The following is a 19,512-nucleotide window of genomic DNA, read 5'->3' on the forward strand; positions in this document are numbered from 1 at the left end:
CTCGCGGAAATGTGCCTGCAGAGCCATGTCAGGGACAAGGAGGAAAATTATATTATAGAACTTTTGCCGGCACTGGGGGATAAAATGCCCGACGGAAAGATAAAAGGATTGAAGGCTAGGGGAAATATAGAAGTGGATATCACTTGGGGAAAAGGTCAGCTAAAGCAGGCTGTCTTAAAGCCGAAATATCATGGAAATGTTGTAGTTCGTTATCGCAATAAGACGATCCAGCTCAAATCGGATGACAAGGGTCAGATCGACATTGGACCTGAATTATTTTAATAGCCAGTTAGCTGTGACTTTTTTGTTTTTCTATTGGGACTATTTGTTCGCGGGGGCGTCTTATGAAGTAGTGTATCAAAGTTTAATGGAGGGGATACACGTATAAATTCTTATTCGTATTAATTGATGTTTTAGGCCGCACAGTACCCGATGTACTGGCGGCCTATTTGTTAGCCGGCGCATACCACCGTTTTTATTGTCCAATTGTCAGGTGTTTGAATACAGCACGGATGCTCTCTAGTAGCGGCTTAAAAGGAAATAAACTAATTTTCATTTTTTTCGGGATAAATGGCTTCCTCAACCGTCATAAATAGATACTTTTCATAAAGTAAAGGTTTTTCATAGGTTAGTGTGAGGCCGCAGCAAATTCTCCGTTTGTGCGCTTATCCTGATCCATCTTACTCCCGATAAACCTTCAATAATGTATTCTTTAAAACCACAAAAATATCTGTGGGATAGCAGCTGTACACGCACACAATTTTAATTAAATGATTTGCGATAAAACAAAGAAATAACGAAGTTTACAATAGCGTATTTTTTCTGTTTATCATTCTTAAATTGCTTATAAATAAAAGAAGCGAAGGGGGGTAAACTGGAAAGAAATAGGCTAAACAATTGAATAGCCTATTTGTTAATCAGAAATATAGCCGAAATAACGATTTTCTCTTGGAAACGTAGAGCTACCGAAAAAAACAACCATATACAACTGAACTATGAAAACTGATTTTAATGCGCCTTTCTATCTAGAGGTGCGAAAATACTGGAAGACTGTCGCCCAGCAGGGGAAAACTATTGATCCTTTAACACTTCACCAGCAGCTGGAGGTTTATAGAAAGCTGTTCAATATATTTCAGGCCGGAGATTATTATTTTTTGCTCTTCGATATTTATAATGGAGACATTGCCGAGGCGGGTCCCGAAATGAGCGCGATGCTGGGATATAGCCCCGAAGAGATGGATTTACGCCTTTTTATGGATAGTATTCATCCAGCTGACATGCCTTATTTTATGAATTTTGAACAGTACATTACCTCATTCCTCAATACTGTTCCAATGGAAAAAATAACTCATTATAAATTCCAGTATGACTTGCGAATAAAGAGAAAGGATGGTAATTATCTCCGTATTTTACTTCAATATGTGATCATCGACTACGATGAGAATAATCTTTACCATAGTTTGCATGTGCATACAGACATCACGCATTTGCAAAAGCGGGGCAAACCAACTTGTTCGATAATCGGATTATATGGAGAGCCCTCACTGTATAATATTCCCGATGCAATAGCTGTAACTTTTGGGACGAAGCTCTTCACTGAGCGCGAAACAGAGGTGCTAAAAGGAATAGTCGAGGGCATGAATAGTCAGGAGATCGCCGACCGTCTGTACCTAAGTATTCATACAATCAATACGCACCGTAAAAATATCTTAGCGAAGGCGGGGGTCAAGACGCCCTTACAGTTGATCAAAAAAACAATTGAGGAAGGTTGGGTTTAGTGTGGGAAAGCGGTAAAAGATGATAATAGGAATTTAGGAAATACCTAAGGTCTGCACCAAAAGTGATCCAAGCGGTACGAATGCAATAAATTTTGAAATGGTATGACGGTATAGCGGATTAGATGATTTTTCCGTATGTTAGCCTGGACTGGGAAACCGGAGGAACGATTGTTTCTCCGGTTTTTTTGCTTTGAGATGGGATTTCGATTTCACTTTACTTAAATCCTATTTAGTTTGAAGTAACCTCTTTTTTTGCGGGATGACCTCTAAGTACAATCCTAGCAGCTCGCTTCCCATTGTTTTCCTTTGCTTTGGAGCTGATGGTATTAGTAGAACCCACGTTTACATTCGTTATCGTATTGGGTTCGGTCGACCTAATTTCTGATACCTTTGCAGGGCCAGATGTAGCAGTTCCCGTTCTTACGATCGAAACAGTTTTAGGATTATTCACTTGAGCATTTGATTTTACTGATGTGACCATGCTCACATGTGCTGTTCCACGCATAGTTACCTGCTTAGGTTTCTGGTGTTTTCCCCTTGAATCTCCGCCGGAGTTGCCATTATCGGTAGCGTTTCCATTTCCATTTGTATTACCGTTTACATTGATTCGCTTGGGTTCTTTAATTTGTACATCTTCCAAAATCACTTCTTCTATTTTAGGAGCTTTTTCCACCTTCACTTCTTCAAGCATTGGCGGTTTATTTTTCATTATTTTCTTGCTGTTCCTACTTGTCTTTTTTGGTTCTGGAAAATGTATTGTTTCTTCTGTTTGATGTGCAGGACTTTTCTTTGGCTTCATTGCAGGAGTCATTTCTCTTTTCGGAGGATCAAGCCGTTTGGATACCGCTTTTGGGGCACCCGGTTTTTTGGATGCAGGCGGAGTCATGGCCGGTTTCGCGGGTTCAGTTTTTTCTGTTTTGGCCGGAGTTGTTTTCTGCGCTTCGACATGGGTCGAAAACAGCAGGCTGATTGCTGTCGTCAGCAAGAGGGTAAGCGCAGGCATCAGCAGGAGCTTACGGCTGTTGGTTCTTTTCTGTAACATAATTAATCTTTTTTTTGTTGTTAAATAATTAAAATTACTGGCCGGTAATGCGTTTATATCGGGGGAGGCCATGCTCCACTGGATAATCAGATGTTGGTAACTGGTACGTTCATAAACCTGTACGACGGCATCATCTGCCAGGTATTCGTGGTTTTGTCGGACGGCCCTGTCGATTAGATAAACTAAGGGATTAAACCATAGGACAACGCGTGCGAACTGCATAACCACCACGTCTATCGAATGTCGCTGGTCTACATGTGCCTGCTCGTGCGCAATAATCGAAGCCGCAATCTCTCCTTGTAAATATGCTCTACGGGGAACATAGATCCGCCTGAGAAATGAGAAGGGAGTTTTGAGGCCATGAATGCTATAAATTGAAGCATTGTCAGTTGCAGATGCGCGGTGAATATAAATTAAGAACTTTTTATAGCTCAATATATACTTAATCAAAAGTACTACCGCGATCATTAGATAAACAAGGAAAATAGCTGTGCTGGTCGATATTATCGGTTCCTGTGAGACAGCGGCAGGGGCTGTGACGACAGCCTCCATATGCTCGGGAACTACTTCTGGCTGTAGGTCATTAAAATGAAAAAAATCAGGAATAAAAGATGGTAAGGCTGTTTGCAGCAAAGGCGCAAAAAGTGCGATCGGGATGATGGTAAGCAAATAAAATCGGTTAAAGACCAGAAGTTTTTGCTGTTGCAGAAGAAAAATATATACGAGATACAATAAACCCGAACAGGCGATCAATTTTCCCAAATACATAATCATGTCGCTTTATTTTTAATTTCTGAATCAATTATTTTTTTCAGTTCCTCCAATTGCTCTTTGGTCAACTGCGATCGCTTTGTGAAAAAAGAAGCAAATTTTAATGCTGAATTATCAAAATATGTTTCAACAATATCATTGACGTGTGCAAGATAATAACTGTCTTTGTCGAACAAGGGATAATACTCACGCGAATTACCATATAATACATACGATATAGCACCTTTTTCGGTCATCCGTTTTAATAATGTCGCAATTGTCGTTGGAGCGGGCTTGGGTTCGGGATAGGCTTCCATAATATCTTTCATAAAGGCCTTTTTCATGTCCCAGATGTATCCCATCAATTGTTCTTCAGTCGCTGATAATTTATTCATACTACAAATATAGAATATATTCTACATTATGTAGAATAAAAAATGTTAAAATTTGTTATTTGAATGTATTGTTTTGATTTTTAGTTTTTGTTGCCTGTGTAGAACAAATTGTTATAAAAAAAGAGAGTGGCGACTGCGAAAATAATTATCTGTCGGATACTGAGGAGGATTTATTTGAAATGCTGATGGAAAATCACGCGAGACTGCATATTGAACCTGGAATACTAAATGTTTATATTAGCGGTTTCTTTTTAGGGTTGGCATTGAAATATTCTTTTTTAAACTGGAACATCTGTGCCATTTTCTGTGCACGCCATTTGGCTTCGTCGGCTTTTTCACCCTTATATAGACGATCGACCGTCGCTTCAAACAAAAGGAGCCATTGGTCGAAATGTTTCGCCTCAATAGGTAGGGGGATATGGGGTGGAAATGGACTACCGAAGTAAGTATGTTCATCCAGGAGGATTGTCTGCCAGAAGCGATACATTTTTTCCAGATGTACGCTCCAATTGTCCTGTATGCGCTCCTGAAAAATGGGGCCAATGAGACTATCCGCGCGAACAGTAGTGTAAAACTGATCGACTAATATTTTAATGTCCTCAATGGTTTGGATGTCCTGCTTCATCGGATTGTTTACCTATTTTTTGTGAAACAGCTACCTGATAGGAAACCGCCACAGTCTGAATAATTATATAAATCTAGGGAGAATAATGGAGAATAGAATCAAGCTGATGTAAAGATGTATGTGAAACTTTTGTATTTTTCTTTTATTGTCAGTAATTTAATTACATATTTAGGGAGAACATATGGGAAAATATATGCTTTTTATCCTGTTTATGATGGGATGCTCCATTGCGCAGGCACAGATCACCGATATTTCAGTCAATAAAGAAAACTTTCAGTCTTCAGGTTTTCCGTTTAAAGGCAAACGGGTACTGCAGGTTGAACATATTCAGACTGTAAAGGAAGATAATTACATCATTTTTTCGAAAGAGGAGCGTGGAGCAGATCCGGACAAACTGTATGCACAGCAATTTCAGCGGATAGATGGTATGTGGGTACCAATAGTAGAAGAAACTATTCAAGAAGACGGAATTATTACTTCAGTCTGGGAATCGCGAAAAGCCTTTTTTGATGCAGATAAAGATGGAAAATTGGATGCGGTGTTTATCTATTCCAGACATCCCAAAGAGAATGTCGAAAAACAATTGAGCTGTATTGCCCTGATTTTATATAAAGGACAATTTTATCGGATGCGTGCAGAAGCGGAGGATGGATATAATAAGACCTCCTATTCGGACAACTACGCTTCTCTGCCTGCGGAGGTGAAAGAAAACGTGGAGCGTTATTGGGAAAACTTAGACAAAAGGTAGTCCACCGTCATATTGAACATAAAGACAAGAGGGCCTACCCAAAAATAGAATAGCTCTCCTGTCTTTGATTCTGCTTGTATCGCTATAGTCCTGTTTCGAATATTGAATACATAGGCTTGTTGGTGTTTTACTGAATGGAAGCCAATAGCTGTTTTTCCTCTTCTTCTTGTGTTTTTCCAATGACATACCGTGTGATGTTTTGATGTTTGATCTCATCAATTGTATGGATGACATCTTTTGTCCTTGCTTCTTTGCTCGGCTTAATCAGGACGATCATATCCTTACTGTTGGGCATGGAACTGATCTTTGCTTTCAATTGCACGAGCACCTGCGGTAAGGTTTTCTCGATATCGCTTGATTTCGCTGAAAAAGCAATGGGCTTTTTGAAGTCACCATGATACCACATAAATTTTCCATTACCAAGGATTAATGTCACTGTCCGGTTTTCGTCAATGAGTACCTGTGGGGTAGCCTCGCCCTTTGTTTTGTCTGGCATGGCAATATCCATTGCTGCAGGCTTGTTTAAGGTTGTGGTCAGCATGAAAAAGGTGATCAAAAGAAAAGCAAGGTCTACCATCGCTGTCAGATCTACCTTTGGAGCCATTTTCCGGGTTCTAACTTTTTTCTTTCCGCTTTCTTGTGTTTTTTGGTTTAATTCTGCCATGATGCTCGGTCTTTAGGTTATAACTCTTGTTCATTCTCATTTATATGATGATCAAGAGTGGACTATTCCATAGTTTTTTTGACAATTAAAAGCGTTTTCTTTCTTTGTTTTTTTAGGCGATTCTGTTACAATAGGTTAGGGATCGTCTAGTAGAAGACGAATGATTAAGATTAACCAGTGTTAACAATGGATTTGTAATGATACTATCTACTATAGTTGGCAATTTGTCTTCTCTGGTACGGTTGTCACAAAAAGTTGAGGCCATCATAAAATCATTGTGGTGGTTATATAATACAGACAGGTTGCTGTGGCTGTTTGGCTAGAAACATGTTTTCGGTACGGGAAATGAAATCAAAAAGATTAGTAACTTGCCAATAAAAAATATGGATCAGGATAAGGGACTTGTCTATACAGATATTGCATCTCCGGTAGGGAGTATAAGACTTGTGGCGACCACGCGTGGTCTTACGGCAGTACTATGGGAAGGTGAGGACTATACCCGTACAAAGCTGTACATGCCGAATAGAAATGATCAGGCACCTATACTTTTACTCGCGCAACAGCAACTTATGGAGTATTTTGATCGCAAGCGTACTGTGTTTGATCTGCCGCTGGATATGCAGGGAACTCACTTTCAGCTGAAGGTGTGGGAAGCTTTGCTCGCTATTCCTTATGGCCAAACAAAAACCTATGGGGATCTGGCACGCCAGCTTGGTGATATCAAAGCTGTACGTGCAGTCGGCGGTGCATTGAACAAAAATCCGATATCCATTATTGTGCCCTGTCATCGGGTCATCGGTGGAAACGGTAAGCTGGTTGGTTTTGCAGGAGGCCTAAAAAATAAATCTATTCTTATTGGTCTGGAAATGAAAGATCGAGCTCCGACATTGTTTGATTAAATTCATATCTTAATCTACACCCACCCCTCCTTTATTGCTTTGGTTATCAGGTCTACAGGTGTCTTTACTCCAGCTTTTGTAAGAATATTTTTGCGATGAGAATTCACGGTGTGAAGACTTATGCATAGTTCGTCAGCGATCGATTTGCTCATCTTGCCCTCAACAATACATTTTAAAATTTCTCGTTCTCGCCTTGTAAATATATCATAGGATTTTGTAAATGCTTGATCAAGTTGAATATTGAAAAAAGAGGGTTCGTCGTCAAGCCCAATAAGTGAGAAGCATGGTTTTCCTTCTTGTTTTATATGGGATATGTCGGTATGCAGAGAGAGCGTCCGGTAGAAGTTATTTTCGTCATAATCTATCTGAATAGCTTGATGCAGGATCCTAATATAATGTCCATCTTTTCTTTTGAACCTGAAGTCGTATTGGACCTTATAGCTTTTTATTTTTTCATAAGGTAGACTCTTAAAAAACTCTACGACTTTATATTCAAAGTTGAGAAAGTAAGGCTTATCGTCAGGATGGATACGCTCCATAAGAAACGGAATAGAAAGTTCATCTGGTTTATAACCGATCAAATTTTCACATTCTTCGCTTATTACCTCCACATCCCCGGTATACATATTGAATACTAAATAATAGAAGCTACCCGCTTGAAATATATTTAATAAGCGTTTATGAAATTCGATCTGTTGTTGTAATTGATAGCTATCTGCTGTTTTCTCGATGTCCACAACTGTCTTCCAGAACTTCTTTGCGGTCAGGTAATATTTGGATTGGGATGACTCCATAAAAGTTAATCGGTTAATTGCATAAAGCTACAAAAAGTACAAGAATACCTAAATGAAAAGGCTCCGATTTTTTTTAAAAGGGATTTATCGCGTCCCACATCCCCTTGCTATAATCCGCGATGATAAAGTTCGAACCCCGGCCAGCGTTTCTGATTCGAATCCTGATAGAATGCAAAAAGCCTTTCATTGCTGAAAGGCTTTTTCTGCGGAGAGTGAGGGATTCGAACCCCCGAACCTGTGACAGTTAACGGTTTTCAAGACCGCCGCATTCGACCACTCTGCCAACTCTCCGCGACAAAAGTAGAAATTCTGAACAGATTTACAAAACTTATTTTACATTTTTCTTTGTTAACGGATCCTGTCGGAAGTTTTTTGCATAAAAAAGTCTTGAAAACCAGTTGATTATTGATGGTATTTTTATGGACTTTATACACTGCTTAAATAAGCAGGAGTATGGGGCTCTGCAGATAGAGTCATATCTATCTCTGAGAAGCTCCCTGCTGAGTAAATACAGTGTGAAAGTATAGACTATTTTTTGTGTCATTTGGATTTACGGGATAATGCATAATCAAATTCCTATCATATGTGATTTTAGATAACTCGAAAAAATTGTTGAATCCATTACACCTCAATCCGGCTAATTGTATGGGCTTAGAGGATGATATTTCAGTACGTTTGTTTTTAATTTGAGAAAAACAGGATTATATGAAGTATAAAAATTTAAGTAGTTACTTGAATATTTTCTATTGCTTATTGATAGTCCGCAATGCTTTTTTAATAATGTAATTAGTCTCTTTTGTTCCGCTTTCTTTTCCCCAAAGCTCACAGAGTTCCTTTACAAAATCCGGGCAGGTTTTACTGGCATCATTCAGCCAATTACCAACGCTGTCCTGTACATATTTTGCAGGGTCGGATTTCAACGGCTCCAAGACGGGTAAAGCCAATAGAGGATTTTGTTTCAACAACTCAATATGCGCACACCATACGCCACGGGGTCTGGTTGCTTCCGTGGCGAACCGTCTTATATTTTCATCTTCGCTGGTTGTCCATTCTGCAAGAATGGCAACGCTATTTTCTAAATCCCCGTTTATTTTATTCCTAACAGCGATCCAACTGATTTCCCTTACGCCAAAATGTTTGTCTGCCGAAAAGAATCGGATTTCATTAAGGGTTTCGGTTATATTCAGATTTTCATTTTTTCCGATGGCGTAGGTCGCCCAACAACGAACGAGGTCGGCAGTATGATTTGACATAATTGCCAAAAATTCCTTATCGTCTTCTTGCGCCACTTGCTCAAAAAGCCCTGTTCCGATAGCTTCGTTTACCGTGTTTACGGTCTGCTTTTTAAGTTGACCTATTTTAGACAGAACAGATTTTAAATAACTCGTTCTTTTGTGCTGTTTCAGCAAGTTTTCAAGCAGAATTTTTTGGTCAACCGCCAACCATTCCACAAGGTTGGCGGTTTCAATCTCACCACGGTTTAGCTGTGCTAAAATATCTATCGGAATATCCTTTGCACTTCTTGCTCCTTTTCTTTTTACTCCATTCATAATTGTTCAATCAGTTCTTGAATATCTATCCTGTTCATATAGTTGGTGTCAATAAACCTGTATGTGATATTTCCATTGGTATCTATTACGAAAACTGCAGGGATAGGCAGTTCGTTTTTATCGGTCTCATTGTATTCTGATAAGTCAATTCCCAGATTACCGTAAGTCGGGATTATGAAGTCCTGAAGCCCAAACGAAATACCGAGCTGTTTGGCCAAAACATTTTCTTTGTCCGTCAATAACTCAAAACTTAAATGATGGTCGTTTTTCAATTCTTTGCTGTAGTCGGAGGTTTGGGGAGAAATTGCCACAAGTGTTGCGTTTCTGTCGGTAATCTGTCTGAGGTTGTCCCGTAATGCTTTCAATTCGAGGTTGCAGTAAGGACACCAACTGCCACGAAAAAAAGCCGCAATTACTTTCCCTTTTTTTAGAAGTTCCTTTAACGCGATTGTTTCATTATTTGTATTTGGCAAGATGAAATCAGGAAATTTCTCGCCGGTTCTGATACTGCGTTCCCCTATGCCTTTTGCTTTGAAGTCTTGAATGGATTTGCCAAATACTTCTAAAACTTCTGTCGGAAGTTGTTTTGCTAAATTTCTATTTAGTTCTTCAATCTGCTGTGCTAAATTTTTCATATTTTGTTTACTATTTTTGCAAAGTTTTGAAAGTAAATTCAGAATCACAATACCGCATTTAATTACCCCTATGGGATAAAAAAGTCAATTTTATGAAAACAAAGGAACTAGCGATAGAAGAAAAGATTTGCCCATTGGAATTTGCTGTAAATGCCATTAGCGGCAAATGGAAAGTTCCGATTGTATGGCGCATAAACCAGGGTGAAAAACGTCCGAGCGAAATGTTGCGGGGTATTGCCAAAGTAGATAGACGGGTTTTATACCAGCACCTAAAAGAGTTGGAGCAAGACGGGATTTTAAGCAAAAAAATCTTCAATGAATTACCGCCCCGTGTTGAATATTCACTTACGCCATTGGGTGAAAAATTAGTGGACGTGCTTTGGAAATTGAACGATTGGGGAAAAGTCCTATTGGAACATTCCAATGAGGAATAGTTGTATCGAAGTATTTTCATACTATACAACCATTGATTTTACTTTTGCCTAATGTCACGCGTGAATCCATTGTCGGTATTTATCACTTCCCACATCCCCTTGCTATAATCCGCGATGATAAGGGTCGAACCCCGGCCAGCGCTTCTGGTTCGAATCCGAATGCAACGAAAAAAGCCTTTCATTTCTGAAGGGCTTTTACTGCAGAAAGTGAGTGATTTATCGCGTCCCACATCCGCTTGTTATAACCCGCGATGATAAAGTTCGAACCCTGGCGAGCCCTTCTGGTTCGAATCCGAATGCAACGAAAAAAGCCTTTCATTGCTGAAAGGCTTGTTCTGCGGAGAGTGAGGGATTCGAACCCCCGAACCTGTGACAGTTAACGGTTTTCAAGACCGCCGCATTCGACCACTCTGCCAACTCTCCGCGACAAAAGTAGAAATTCTGAATAGATTTGCAAAACTTATTTTTGCGACGATGTCTTATGGTTTGAAAATGAGCTAGATTATTTTAAAAATACTACGCTGGGATAATTTCAAGGCAGTGTTTTTTGATATTCGCAGCTATTTTATCGATAGGTAGATCGTCCTGGTCTATACCAAAGGGCTCCTCTATAGATTCTCCGATCAACTCGAGTGAAGCTAACACATACAGGATAAACGGAACGGCAACAACAACAAAATATCCGATTGAAAAAACATAGCCTACGGGAAGTGTCATCGTATAGAAGATGATGAACTTCTTAATAAACGCACTATATGCTAATGGTATTGGCGTATTCTTAATCCGCTCACAGGCGCCACAAACATTGGTCATGGACACCAGCTCTTCGTTGAGTATGATCAATTGGTCTCCACTGACTATACCTTCCTTATAGAGCTGGTTTATCTTCTGAAAAATCATATTGGAAACCTGATTCGGACCATGTTTCTTGTTGTCCAATGATTTAAGTTCGGGATGCTCATTTTCATCGAGCATAAATTTTGTGTAGTCAGATCGCAAAAAATCGTACAAGGTTTCTGCGAAGAGCGGGATACTTTTTCGAAAGAAGCTACGGTTGACCTTGTCTTCTTCATCAAGAATGGCGTTGAGCTTATACGCAAAGGCCCGACTGACATTCGTCAACGTGCCCCATTGCTTGCGGGCCTCCCACCAACGGTCATAAGCTGTGTTCGTCCTAAAGACTAATAGTAAAGAGATGACGAAACCTAATAGATTATGAACAATCGTAATATTTTTGACCCAACTCCGCTCACTTAATTTGAGGTATTCCAGCTCAAGGTACGCAATACCCCATGAGTAGATAGCGATTAAAATAAGAAATGGTAACAGTTTTTTAAAAGTGTCTGATTTATGTAATTTGAAAGTTGCTGAAAGCCAGTCTTTAGGGTTGTATACGATCATATACAAAAATATAAATTGTTACGAAAATTTTGCGAGTTAATTGCGATTCCCGTAACTTCATCATCGTATGGCGCAACAGCAATCGAAACGAACAAAAACCGCTAGGAAGAAACAGCAATCCCGAGAGGCCAAATGGATTTGGATGATCGTGGGGATGCTTGTGTTTTTCTTAGGGCTTGTTGCCTGGCATTATAAAGCTGGAATTATATACTACTTCCGCGTAGCAACATCAAAAAATAAAGCGCTGGCGAAGGAGGCTAAATATGATATTCGAAACATCGAAATAATGAGTAAGCACGATGATAAGGTCTTTGGTATTGATGTTTCGACCTATCAGGAAGATATTGATTGGCAGAAAGTGAATACGATCAACGACCAATTTCCTATCGACTTTGTATTTATCCGGGCAACAATGGGGGAGAAAGGGGTAGATGATAAATTTAGTCGCAATTGGTCCAAAATACATAATCGGGCAATTTTACGGGGTGCATATCACTACTTTAGGCCTAATGAAAATTCGGTTAAACAAGCAAAGAATTTCATTCGGAAAGTAAGACTCAATCCAGGTGATCTACCTCCTGTACTAGATATCGAAGAACATCCGAAACAGCAATCCATGGATAGTTTGAAAGTGGGATTAAAACGCTGGCTCGATGAGGTGGAAGCGCATTATAAAGTTAAACCCATCCTGTACTCCGGAGATAAATTCTATAGTGATTTTTTGGAAAAGGAATTCGCGAATTATACCCTCTGGATCGCGAACTACAATTTTTGGATCGAAAATCCAAAAGACCATTGGGCATTTTGGCAGTTTTCGGAAAAAGGCACAGTAACCGGTATCCGTGGAAATGTCGATTTGAATATCTATAATGGTAAAATAACGGAATTGGAAAAATTACTTATCCCCTTTAAATAGTAAATAAAATGAACAGAATTTTAGTAGCCGCCTTGCTGGGTGCGACCTTGATATGTACCAGTGCTCTGCCAGCGAATGCAGCGTTCAATATAAAGCAGCAAGAGTCACATCACCACATAGTTGAGTTGCCCTTACTTTCTTTGAAGCAATTTAAAAAACTACGCAAACAACATTCTGTACTTGTTTTGGATACACGTTCGGGTGATGACTTCCTAAAAGGTTTTATTCCAGGGTCTGTCAATATCGGTTTTAAGGGTCCATTTGATGCTTTTTTGGAACAGGTTATCCCTGATAAAAAACAAAAGCTCCTCATTGTTGCTGAGGATCAGGATCGTTTTACAGTGGCTGAGCGTTTATCGCAGTTGGGATATACCGGTGCAATGGGGGTATTGGATAGCGGGATAGATGGTTGGAAGAGACTGGAATCTACCGATTCAATCACAAATCTGAGTGCCGGAAAATTTGGAAAAAGATCAGGTTCAGGTCATATTGTGGATGTGAGGACAGTGAAAGAATTTGATAAAGGACATATTGACAATGCAATGAACATTCCGTTAATAGATTTCGCTAATTTTGGTAACACGCTAGAAAAAGATAATATGCCGCTCTATGTGCATTGCCAATCGGGATATCGTAGTGCGGTTGCGGTTTCTATTTTGCGTGCAAAAGGATATAAAAATATATGCAATATTCAGGGTGGATATAAGGCATTGAAAGAGGAAATAAAGGAGAATTAAGTAATGGCAACTTTTGACCAGATTATTCAATCAAATTCGCTGGTTTTAGTGGATTTTTTTGCAACGTGGTGCGGTCCATGCCAAACAATGGCGCCGGTGTTACAGGAGGTAAAAGAATTTTATCAGGAGGACCTATCTATTATCAAAATAGATGTGGATAAAAATCCGAAAATAGCCTCCATTTATAAAGTGAGTGGGGTACCTACTTTTATCTTGTTTAAAAATGGACAACAGCTATGGCGTCAGAGTGGGATGATCCCAAAGATGGAATTGCATAAGTTGATCGACCAGGCAAAGTAAATCGATGGTAAAACAATAAGGCGTTCAATTTGATTGAACGCCTTATTGTTTTAATGATTCTCTGGCTTTAATAGGTAGTGTTATATGCACTAAATATTAAAATTCATCGTCATCATCGAAGTCATCTAATCCTTCAATTTCTGAGATTTCGAAATCATCGTTATCGAAATCATCATCATCGTCATCAGGTCCATTGAAAGACGCGAATTTTACTTCTTCAAGATCTTCGTTAGCTAATATTGCCGTGTTCATAAAATAATGCTTTATTGTTTTTTATTCAATGTTGTAAAATTAGAGAAGAAAACTATTTTTTAAAACTTTTTTTTAAAAAAATATCGCCCTTTATTTTTCTGTTAATCAATATGTTGAACTGTTTTTTGAAAATAAAAATTTATTTTATTTTATTTACTCATTTGTTTCACCAATTGCGTTATCTTCCGTAACGATATCTTTTAGTTGCGGAAGGTCGCGAACGCCGTTGATTCCAAAGTGATCCATAAATTGTTGGCTGGTTGCATACAGTAATGGTTTACCTATGGTATCTGCCTTTCCAGCTATTTTGATCAATTTCTTTTCCAGTAGTCTCTGAATAGAATAATCACAGCTGACACCTCTGATCTGTTCGACCTCCAGCTTGGTAATTGGCTGCCTATAGGCGATGATGGCAAGTGTTTCTAAAGCCGATTGACTGAGCTTGCGTTTGTTGTTATGATTTTGTAATTGCTGTATCGCCTCATGATAGACCGCTTTGGTCAAAAACTGATACGAATTATTGATATACCGCAATTCCAATACATGATCTTCATCCTGATATTTGTCTTCTATCTTTTTAATCAATTCACGTAGCTCTTCTTTCGATACTTCAATAGCCAAAGCCTCCTGTAGAATCTGTTTGATGTCGGCAAGATCTATTCCTTCCGCAGAAGCAAAAATAATTGCTTCAATATTTCTAATGACGTCTTTCAATGTAGGGTATTAATAGTTAATGACCTGTTCGACCATATGAGCAGGCAGTTCTCTGAAATCATATTTTTGTGTTCTCAACTGTGGTTCAAAACCGGCTTCTAAAATAGCTTCCTGTATAGATCTGGAAGTAAACCTATGGGGCGCCCCCGCTGCCGAAACGACATTTTCTTCGATCATAATAGATCCAAAATCGTTTGCTCCAGCATGTAAACATAGCTGGGCAGTACGTTTTCCAACCGTAAGCCAAGAGGCCTGAATATTTTTGATATTCGGTAACATGATCCGGCTTAGTGCAATCATACGGATATATTCTTCACTGGTTACATCGTTGGTGATGCCGCGAAGTCTTTTTAATAATGTGCCATCATCCTGGAAAGGCCAGGGAATAAAGGCAATAAAACCATAAGAATCTTCGGGTTTTTCATCTTGCACTTCTCTGATCCATACCAGATGTTCGAAACGCTCTTCTATGGTTTCGATATGACCGAACATCATCGTGGCCGAAGTCGGCAAATTGATCTTATGCGCCGCACGCATTACATCAAGCCATTCCTTACCACCACATTTTCCTTTGGATATCAAACGTCGCACGCGATCATTAAGAATCTCAGCGCCGGCTCCAGGCAATGAATCCAGCCCCGCTTCTTTCAGCTGAGTCAGTACATCGATATGGCTCATATTTTCCAGTTTCGAAATATGGGCAATTTCCGGTGGACCGAGTGAGTGGAGTTTCAGTGTAGGGTAAAGTTCCTTTAACTGTTTGTATAGATTTTTATAGAATTCAATACCTAAATCAGGGTGGTGACCTCCTTGTAATAAAAGTTGATCGCCGCCATATTTAAAGGTCTCTTCGATCTTTTGTTTGTAACTCTCGATATCGGTGATGTAACTGTCTTCATGACCGGGGCGACGAAAAAAATTGCAGAACTTGCAGTTTGCAACACAAACATTGGTCGTATTGACATTTCTGTCGATCTGCCAGGTTACCTTACCATGTGGTACTTGTATCTTGCGCAATTCATTGGCTACGAAAGTCAAATCAGCTGTAGGTGCATTGTGATATAAAAATACACCCTCTTCCTTGGAAAGGAACTCAAATCGGAGCGCCCGTTCTAATAAACTACTTACATTCATCAAAACAAATATAAGTACCTTTTAGCGTATTTAAAGGTATTTGCCGAATATTTGACATTCATGCTTCATATGCATTGAAATAAATCACCTCAATTTGCCTGGCTTTATTTTGTAACAAAAATATTGATAGTACACTTAGTGTATTAAATACAATAACCTGATTTATAGCTTCTTGCGATTTAAAGTGTAAATTTTCTTTTTTTTATATTTTTTATTCTTTACATTTATTTAACAGATTTTAACATTTCTGGAAAATAACCAAACTGAAATTGAAAAATGATAACCAAAGTGGCTCATAGTCAGTAGCAACGCGTGTTGTTTCGGCTAGGGCTAAACGACCAAAACTTAATAAACCAATACCAAAAATAGACAAACAGATAAATAAACATAAATTTTTTAAACCACCTATTTAAAATTATGATGAAAAAAACGGACAAAAATTGCTGTTTTGATCTCATATTGGGCCAAAAGTTCAATAAGAGGTTCTTGCTGATGAGTTCTCTTCTCATCGCAGGCGGAATGACTGCTCAGCTGTCTGTCAAAGGGGCTGTTGCTCATGGTCGAGTTGAAGTCGTTTCACTAGTGAAAACGAAAGGTTTACAGGAGATACCTATTAAGGGAGTAGTGAAAGATGCTGCGACAGGCCAGGTGATTACCGGGGTATCAGTTAAAATCAAAGGGACCAGTAAAGGAACATCAACCGATGCGGATGGGGCATTTACGATCCAGGGAAAGGTTGGTGATGTTTTGGTCGTTAGTTACATCGGTTACTCAAGCGCTGAAATTACCGTCTCAGGAAAGGCGGATTTGGCCATTTCATTAAATTCTACTGAAGGGGCATTAGAAGAGGTTGTGGTTACCGGTTATTCCGCTCAACGCAAGAAGGATCTGACAGGTGCTGTTGCGGTTGTTAGCGTAAAAGACCTTAAAACAACCCCCGCAGCCAGTGCTGTAGAATCTATGCAGGGACGGGCGACGGGCGTTCAGATTGTTGTGGATGGTGCACCGGGATCAACCCCACAGATTAAGATTCGGGGTTACAGTACGATCAACAATAATGAACCGCTTTATATTATAGATGGTGTTCCTTATGAAGGAAAATTAAGTTGGCTTAATCAAAGCGATATCGAATCCATGCAGGTGCTGAAAGATGCCTCAGCAGCCTCTATCTATGGTTCACGTGCAAATAATGGTGTGGTTATCATTACCACAAAGATCGGCAAGGAGGGAAAACCTCAATTTAACCTTGATTCTTACTATGGTGTACAAGTACCAAACAGCTCCCGTTTTCCAAAGATGTTGTCTCCGCAACAGACCTTGGATATCGAAAATTTATTAAACGGCGAAAGTAAAAAGTTGCCTGATTATCTTATAAACGGTCCGAAAGTAGGTGGGAAAGATGTGATTACAGATGCTGATATCGACATGTCGAAGTATAAATTTGACGCCAATAGCCGTGCTGACTTCTTTCAGATCACAAAAGCAAATAAGGCGGGTACAAACTGGTTTGATGCATTATCCCAAAATGCGCCCACACAATCTCATCAGTTAAGTGTGCTCGGCGGTGGAGAGAACGCTTCTTATGCCATTTCGGGAGGCTATCTGAAACAAAAGGGTACCATTATCCATACTGGCTTTGAAAAATATAATCTTCGCTCAAATACACGGTTTTCTGCATTCAATAACAAGTTGCGTTTTGGAGAAAATATGCAATATAGTTTCACAGAAGGTTTCGGGGTCGGGGTGAATACAAATACCGCAGGTGACTATATCGGTGAGGGAAGTGCCCTTGGTTTTGCTTATCGTATCCATAATATTATTCCAGTCTATGATATGGGCGGAAATTTCGCGGGATCTGTGGGTGGACAGTTTGGTAACGGTGAAAATCCTGTTGCTATTGCCTATCGCGCAAAGGATAATAAGAATAAGAGCAATATGTTCTTTGGAAATGTATTTGGGGAATATGATATCTTTTCCGGGCTAACATTCCGCAGTAGTTTTGGTATGAAGTATGAAAACTACAACGGTATATCCTATACATATCCGAATCCGGAATTTACAGAGGGAAGTTTTAACAATGGAATTAATGAATATTTTGGATTAAATAAAGAATGGACCTGGACAAATACCTTAAATTATAAAGCCACATTTAATGAAGATCACAGTTTGGCGATCTTAGCAGGTACCGAAGCTATCCAGAATAGAAATAGACAGATCAGGGGTAAAGGAAATGGATTCTTTACCATGTCGACCCTGGATTACCTTTATCTGGATGCGGCATCAACAGGCCGTGTGAGTGAAGGTGGTGGTTCTGTAGGTTCCTTATTCTCTATTTTTGGAAAAGTTGACTATTCATTCAAAGATCGTTATATCTTGAGTGCGACAGTACGTCGGGACGGTTCGTCCAATTTTGGATCGAACAATAAATATGGTACTTTTCCGGGAGCAAGTGCAGCCTGGCGTTTATCCCAAGAGGAATTTATGAAAGGTATATCTTGGCTTTCTGATCTGAAAATCCGGGCCGGCTATGGGGTTACGGGAAATCAACGTATTCCCGCCAACCAATACTTAGATCGTTATCAGGTCGCAATTAACTCCTCATCTTATCCGATCGACGGAAATCTGGCCTCAGGAATGTGGCATAATGCTTATCGCAACCCAGATGTTAAATGGGAGCAAGTCTCCGCGTTGAACCTTGGTTTGGACTTTACCTTATTGCAAGGTGATTTTGATGGATCCTTCGACTGGTATAATAAAAAAACCAAAGATATGTTGTACCTACTTCCTTTGCCGGCAGTTGCGGCAGGTCGTGCCGCATCACCGTATGTCAACATCGGTGATATGGAAAATAAAGGGATCGAACTGTCTTTAAATTATCATTATGGCAGACGTCAGGAGAGCGCCTTTACGCTGGATTTGTCAGGTACGATCTCACGGAATGTCAATAAGATTGTATCATTGGCCCCTTCTGTTAGCCAACAGGTCTATGGAAGTTTTAGAAGTATGGAAACCTCGATCCTTAAACCAGGTGAAGCAATAGGTTCTTTCTATGGCTATAAGGTAATCGGAATCTATTCTGAGGCGGATATGGCCAACACATCGGTCGCGAAGTATGAAGATGGAAAATCCAGAGCGGGGGCACTCAAATATGAAGATGTTAATGGTGATGGAAAAATTGATGCCAATGACCGTACAATAATCGGCAGTCCTCATCCTGATTTTGTGTATTCATTAAATATCAATGCGGGGTACAAGAATTTTGATTTTATGGCTTATTTCTATGGATCAAAAGGAAATAAAAACTATGAAGCCACGCGTTATTTCACAGATTTCGGTGTATTTAGAGGACAAAAAAGTGAACGTGTACTGGATGCATGGGATGCGAAGAATAATCCTTCAAGTATGATACCATCGCAGGTGAACAATGCTTCGGCCTATGAATATGCGTCTTCAAGCTATTATGTGCAGGATGCTAGTTTTCTAAAGTTAAAGAATCTTCAGGTGGGATATAATTTTGATACCAACAAGGTATTTGGTAAAAATACCGGCATAACGAAATTAAGAGCCTATATAGGAGTCACAAATCTGTTTACCATTACGAAATATCAAGGGTTGGATCCGGAAGTCAGTGCGACACCGTCAACATATTCCGCATTGGGTGTTGACTTTGGGGTGTACCCGCAGGCTCGTCAGTACATGTTGGGTGTGAGTCTTGGATTTTAAGCATGGAATGAATTACGTTAA

At 39.6% G+C, this 19,512-nt stretch carries 20 protein-coding genes and 2 tRNA genes; 9 read left to right on the forward strand and 13 right to left on the reverse strand.

Features of this window, described 5'->3' with window-relative positions; translation table 11 throughout:
- The first annotated feature begins 9 nt into the window (after positions 1–9).
- Together ACK8HY_RS16640 and ACK8HY_RS16645 are read left to right on the forward strand one after the other, a co-directional pair.
- Positions 10–282 (forward strand): glycoside hydrolase family 95-like protein, encoded by a 273-nt coding sequence (locus ACK8HY_RS16640; protein WP_410528292.1) that lies wholly within the window; start codon positions 10–12, stop codon positions 280–282.
- Positions 283–995: 713 nt separating this feature from the next.
- Entirely contained in the window at positions 996–1,778 is a 783-nt protein-coding gene (locus tag ACK8HY_RS16645) for a LuxR C-terminal-related transcriptional regulator (RefSeq protein WP_217700092.1), read from the forward strand.
- A 229-nt stretch (positions 1,779–2,007) separates the two neighbouring features.
- Here the strand turns inward: ACK8HY_RS16645 and ACK8HY_RS16650 are convergent, their stop codons facing one another.
- The 3 genes from ACK8HY_RS16650 to ACK8HY_RS16660 form a co-directional block, all read right to left on the reverse strand.
- Positions 2,008–3,594, reverse strand: a complete 1,587-nt coding sequence (locus ACK8HY_RS16650; protein ID WP_077437505.1) for a M56 family metallopeptidase — start codon at positions 3,592–3,594, stop codon at positions 2,008–2,010.
- Positions 3,591–3,965 (reverse strand): BlaI/MecI/CopY family transcriptional regulator, encoded by a 375-nt coding sequence (locus ACK8HY_RS16655; RefSeq protein ID WP_077437504.1) that lies wholly within the window; start codon positions 3,963–3,965, stop codon positions 3,591–3,593. The genes ACK8HY_RS16650 and ACK8HY_RS16655 overlap by 4 nt, the downstream gene beginning before the upstream one ends.
- A 232-nt stretch (positions 3,966–4,197) precedes the next feature.
- Positions 4,198–4,590: a group III truncated hemoglobin gene (locus ACK8HY_RS16660; protein ID WP_077437503.1), complete on the reverse strand. Its 393-nt coding sequence runs from the start codon at positions 4,588–4,590 to the stop codon at positions 4,198–4,200.
- A gap of 181 nt (positions 4,591–4,771) precedes the next feature.
- Here ACK8HY_RS16660 and ACK8HY_RS16665 point away from each other — a divergent pair, with 181 nt between their 5' ends.
- Positions 4,772–5,338: a hypothetical protein gene (locus ACK8HY_RS16665; RefSeq protein ID WP_077437502.1), complete on the forward strand. Its 567-nt coding sequence runs from the start codon at positions 4,772–4,774 to the stop codon at positions 5,336–5,338.
- A gap of 127 nt (positions 5,339–5,465) precedes the next feature.
- Here ACK8HY_RS16665 and ACK8HY_RS16670 read toward each other — a convergent pair whose 3' ends face one another.
- On the reverse strand, positions 5,466–6,002 hold the full coding sequence (locus tag ACK8HY_RS16670; RefSeq protein ID WP_416134273.1) for an ExbD/TolR family protein: 537 nt from the start codon (positions 6,000–6,002) through the stop codon (positions 5,466–5,468).
- Positions 6,003–6,385: 383 nt separating this feature from the next.
- On the opposite strand from ACK8HY_RS16670, the gene ACK8HY_RS16675 reads away from it, so the two are divergent.
- Positions 6,386–6,901: a methylated-DNA--[protein]-cysteine S-methyltransferase gene (locus tag ACK8HY_RS16675; protein WP_416134274.1), complete on the forward strand. Its 516-nt coding sequence runs from the start codon at positions 6,386–6,388 to the stop codon at positions 6,899–6,901.
- Positions 6,902–6,915: 14 nt separating this feature from the next.
- Here the strand turns inward: ACK8HY_RS16675 and ACK8HY_RS16680 are convergent, their stop codons facing one another.
- The 4 genes from ACK8HY_RS16680 to ACK8HY_RS16695 form a co-directional block, all read right to left on the reverse strand.
- Complete coding sequence (locus ACK8HY_RS16680) at positions 6,916–7,695, reverse strand: LuxR C-terminal-related transcriptional regulator (protein WP_416134275.1); 780 nt, start codon at positions 7,693–7,695, stop codon at positions 6,916–6,918.
- Positions 7,696–7,901: 206 nt separating this feature from the next.
- Positions 7,902–7,986, reverse strand: a tRNA-Ser gene (locus ACK8HY_RS16685).
- Positions 7,987–8,438: 452 nt separating this feature from the next.
- Positions 8,439–9,245: a DNA alkylation repair protein gene (locus ACK8HY_RS16690; protein WP_416134276.1), complete on the reverse strand. Its 807-nt coding sequence runs from the start codon at positions 9,243–9,245 to the stop codon at positions 8,439–8,441.
- Positions 9,242–9,880, reverse strand: a complete 639-nt coding sequence (locus ACK8HY_RS16695) for a peroxiredoxin-like family protein (protein WP_077437498.1) — start codon at positions 9,878–9,880, stop codon at positions 9,242–9,244. Before ACK8HY_RS16695 ends, ACK8HY_RS16690 begins: the two co-directional genes overlap by 4 nt.
- A gap of 92 nt (positions 9,881–9,972) precedes the next feature.
- Between ACK8HY_RS16695 and ACK8HY_RS16700 the strand changes: the two genes are divergently transcribed.
- Complete coding sequence (locus tag ACK8HY_RS16700) at positions 9,973–10,314, forward strand: winged helix-turn-helix transcriptional regulator (protein WP_416134277.1); 342 nt, start codon at positions 9,973–9,975, stop codon at positions 10,312–10,314.
- 338 nt (positions 10,315–10,652) lie between these two features.
- Here the strand turns inward: ACK8HY_RS16700 and ACK8HY_RS16705 are convergent.
- Positions 10,653–10,737: transfer RNA gene (locus ACK8HY_RS16705), tRNA-Ser, on the reverse strand.
- A 93-nt stretch (positions 10,738–10,830) separates the two neighbouring features.
- Complete coding sequence (locus ACK8HY_RS16710; RefSeq protein WP_077437496.1) at positions 10,831–11,715, reverse strand: bestrophin family protein; 885 nt, start codon at positions 11,713–11,715, stop codon at positions 10,831–10,833.
- 67 nt (positions 11,716–11,782) lie between these two features.
- On the opposite strand from ACK8HY_RS16710, the gene ACK8HY_RS16715 reads away from it, so the two are divergent.
- From ACK8HY_RS16715 to trxA, 3 genes are read left to right on the forward strand one after another with little or no spacing between them, the layout of a single operon-like run.
- The gene (locus ACK8HY_RS16715; RefSeq protein ID WP_416134278.1) at positions 11,783–12,631 is read left to right on the forward strand and encodes a glycoside hydrolase family 25 protein; all 849 of its coding nucleotides are present in this window, start codon (positions 11,783–11,785) and stop codon (positions 12,629–12,631) included.
- Between the two features lie 8 nt (positions 12,632–12,639).
- Positions 12,640–13,368 carry a rhodanese-like domain-containing protein gene (locus ACK8HY_RS16720; protein ID WP_416134279.1) on the forward strand — a complete coding sequence of 243 codons (729 nt, stop codon included), beginning with the start codon at positions 12,640–12,642 and terminating at the stop codon, positions 13,366–13,368.
- A gap of 3 nt (positions 13,369–13,371) precedes the next feature.
- On the forward strand, positions 13,372–13,668 hold the full coding sequence (gene trxA / locus ACK8HY_RS16725; protein WP_077437493.1) for a thioredoxin: 297 nt from the start codon (positions 13,372–13,374) through the stop codon (positions 13,666–13,668).
- Positions 13,669–13,764: 96 nt separating this feature from the next.
- Here trxA and ACK8HY_RS16730 read toward each other — a convergent pair whose 3' ends face one another.
- From ACK8HY_RS16730 to mqnC, 3 genes are all read right to left on the reverse strand, one after another.
- Positions 13,765–13,920 (reverse strand): hypothetical protein, encoded by a 156-nt coding sequence (locus tag ACK8HY_RS16730; protein ID WP_175992081.1) that lies wholly within the window; start codon positions 13,918–13,920, stop codon positions 13,765–13,767.
- 153 nt (positions 13,921–14,073) lie between these two features.
- On the reverse strand, positions 14,074–14,634 hold the full coding sequence (gene scpB / locus ACK8HY_RS16735; RefSeq protein WP_077437492.1) for an SMC-Scp complex subunit ScpB: 561 nt from the start codon (positions 14,632–14,634) through the stop codon (positions 14,074–14,076).
- Between the two features lie 9 nt (positions 14,635–14,643).
- Complete coding sequence (mqnC, locus tag ACK8HY_RS16740; RefSeq protein ID WP_077437491.1) at positions 14,644–15,768, reverse strand: cyclic dehypoxanthinyl futalosine synthase; 1,125 nt, start codon at positions 15,766–15,768, stop codon at positions 14,644–14,646.
- 417 nt (positions 15,769–16,185) lie between these two features.
- Between mqnC and ACK8HY_RS16745 the strand changes: the two genes are divergently transcribed.
- A complete protein-coding gene (locus ACK8HY_RS16745; RefSeq protein ID WP_416134280.1) occupies positions 16,186–19,491 on the forward strand; it encodes a SusC/RagA family TonB-linked outer membrane protein in 3,306 nt (1,101 codons plus the stop codon).
- The last annotated feature ends 21 nt before the right edge of the window (positions 19,492–19,512 follow it).

This window comes from Sphingobacterium sp. NGMCC 1.201703 (genome assembly GCF_047784615.1).
Taxonomy (GTDB): domain Bacteria; phylum Bacteroidota; class Bacteroidia; order Sphingobacteriales; family Sphingobacteriaceae; genus Sphingobacterium.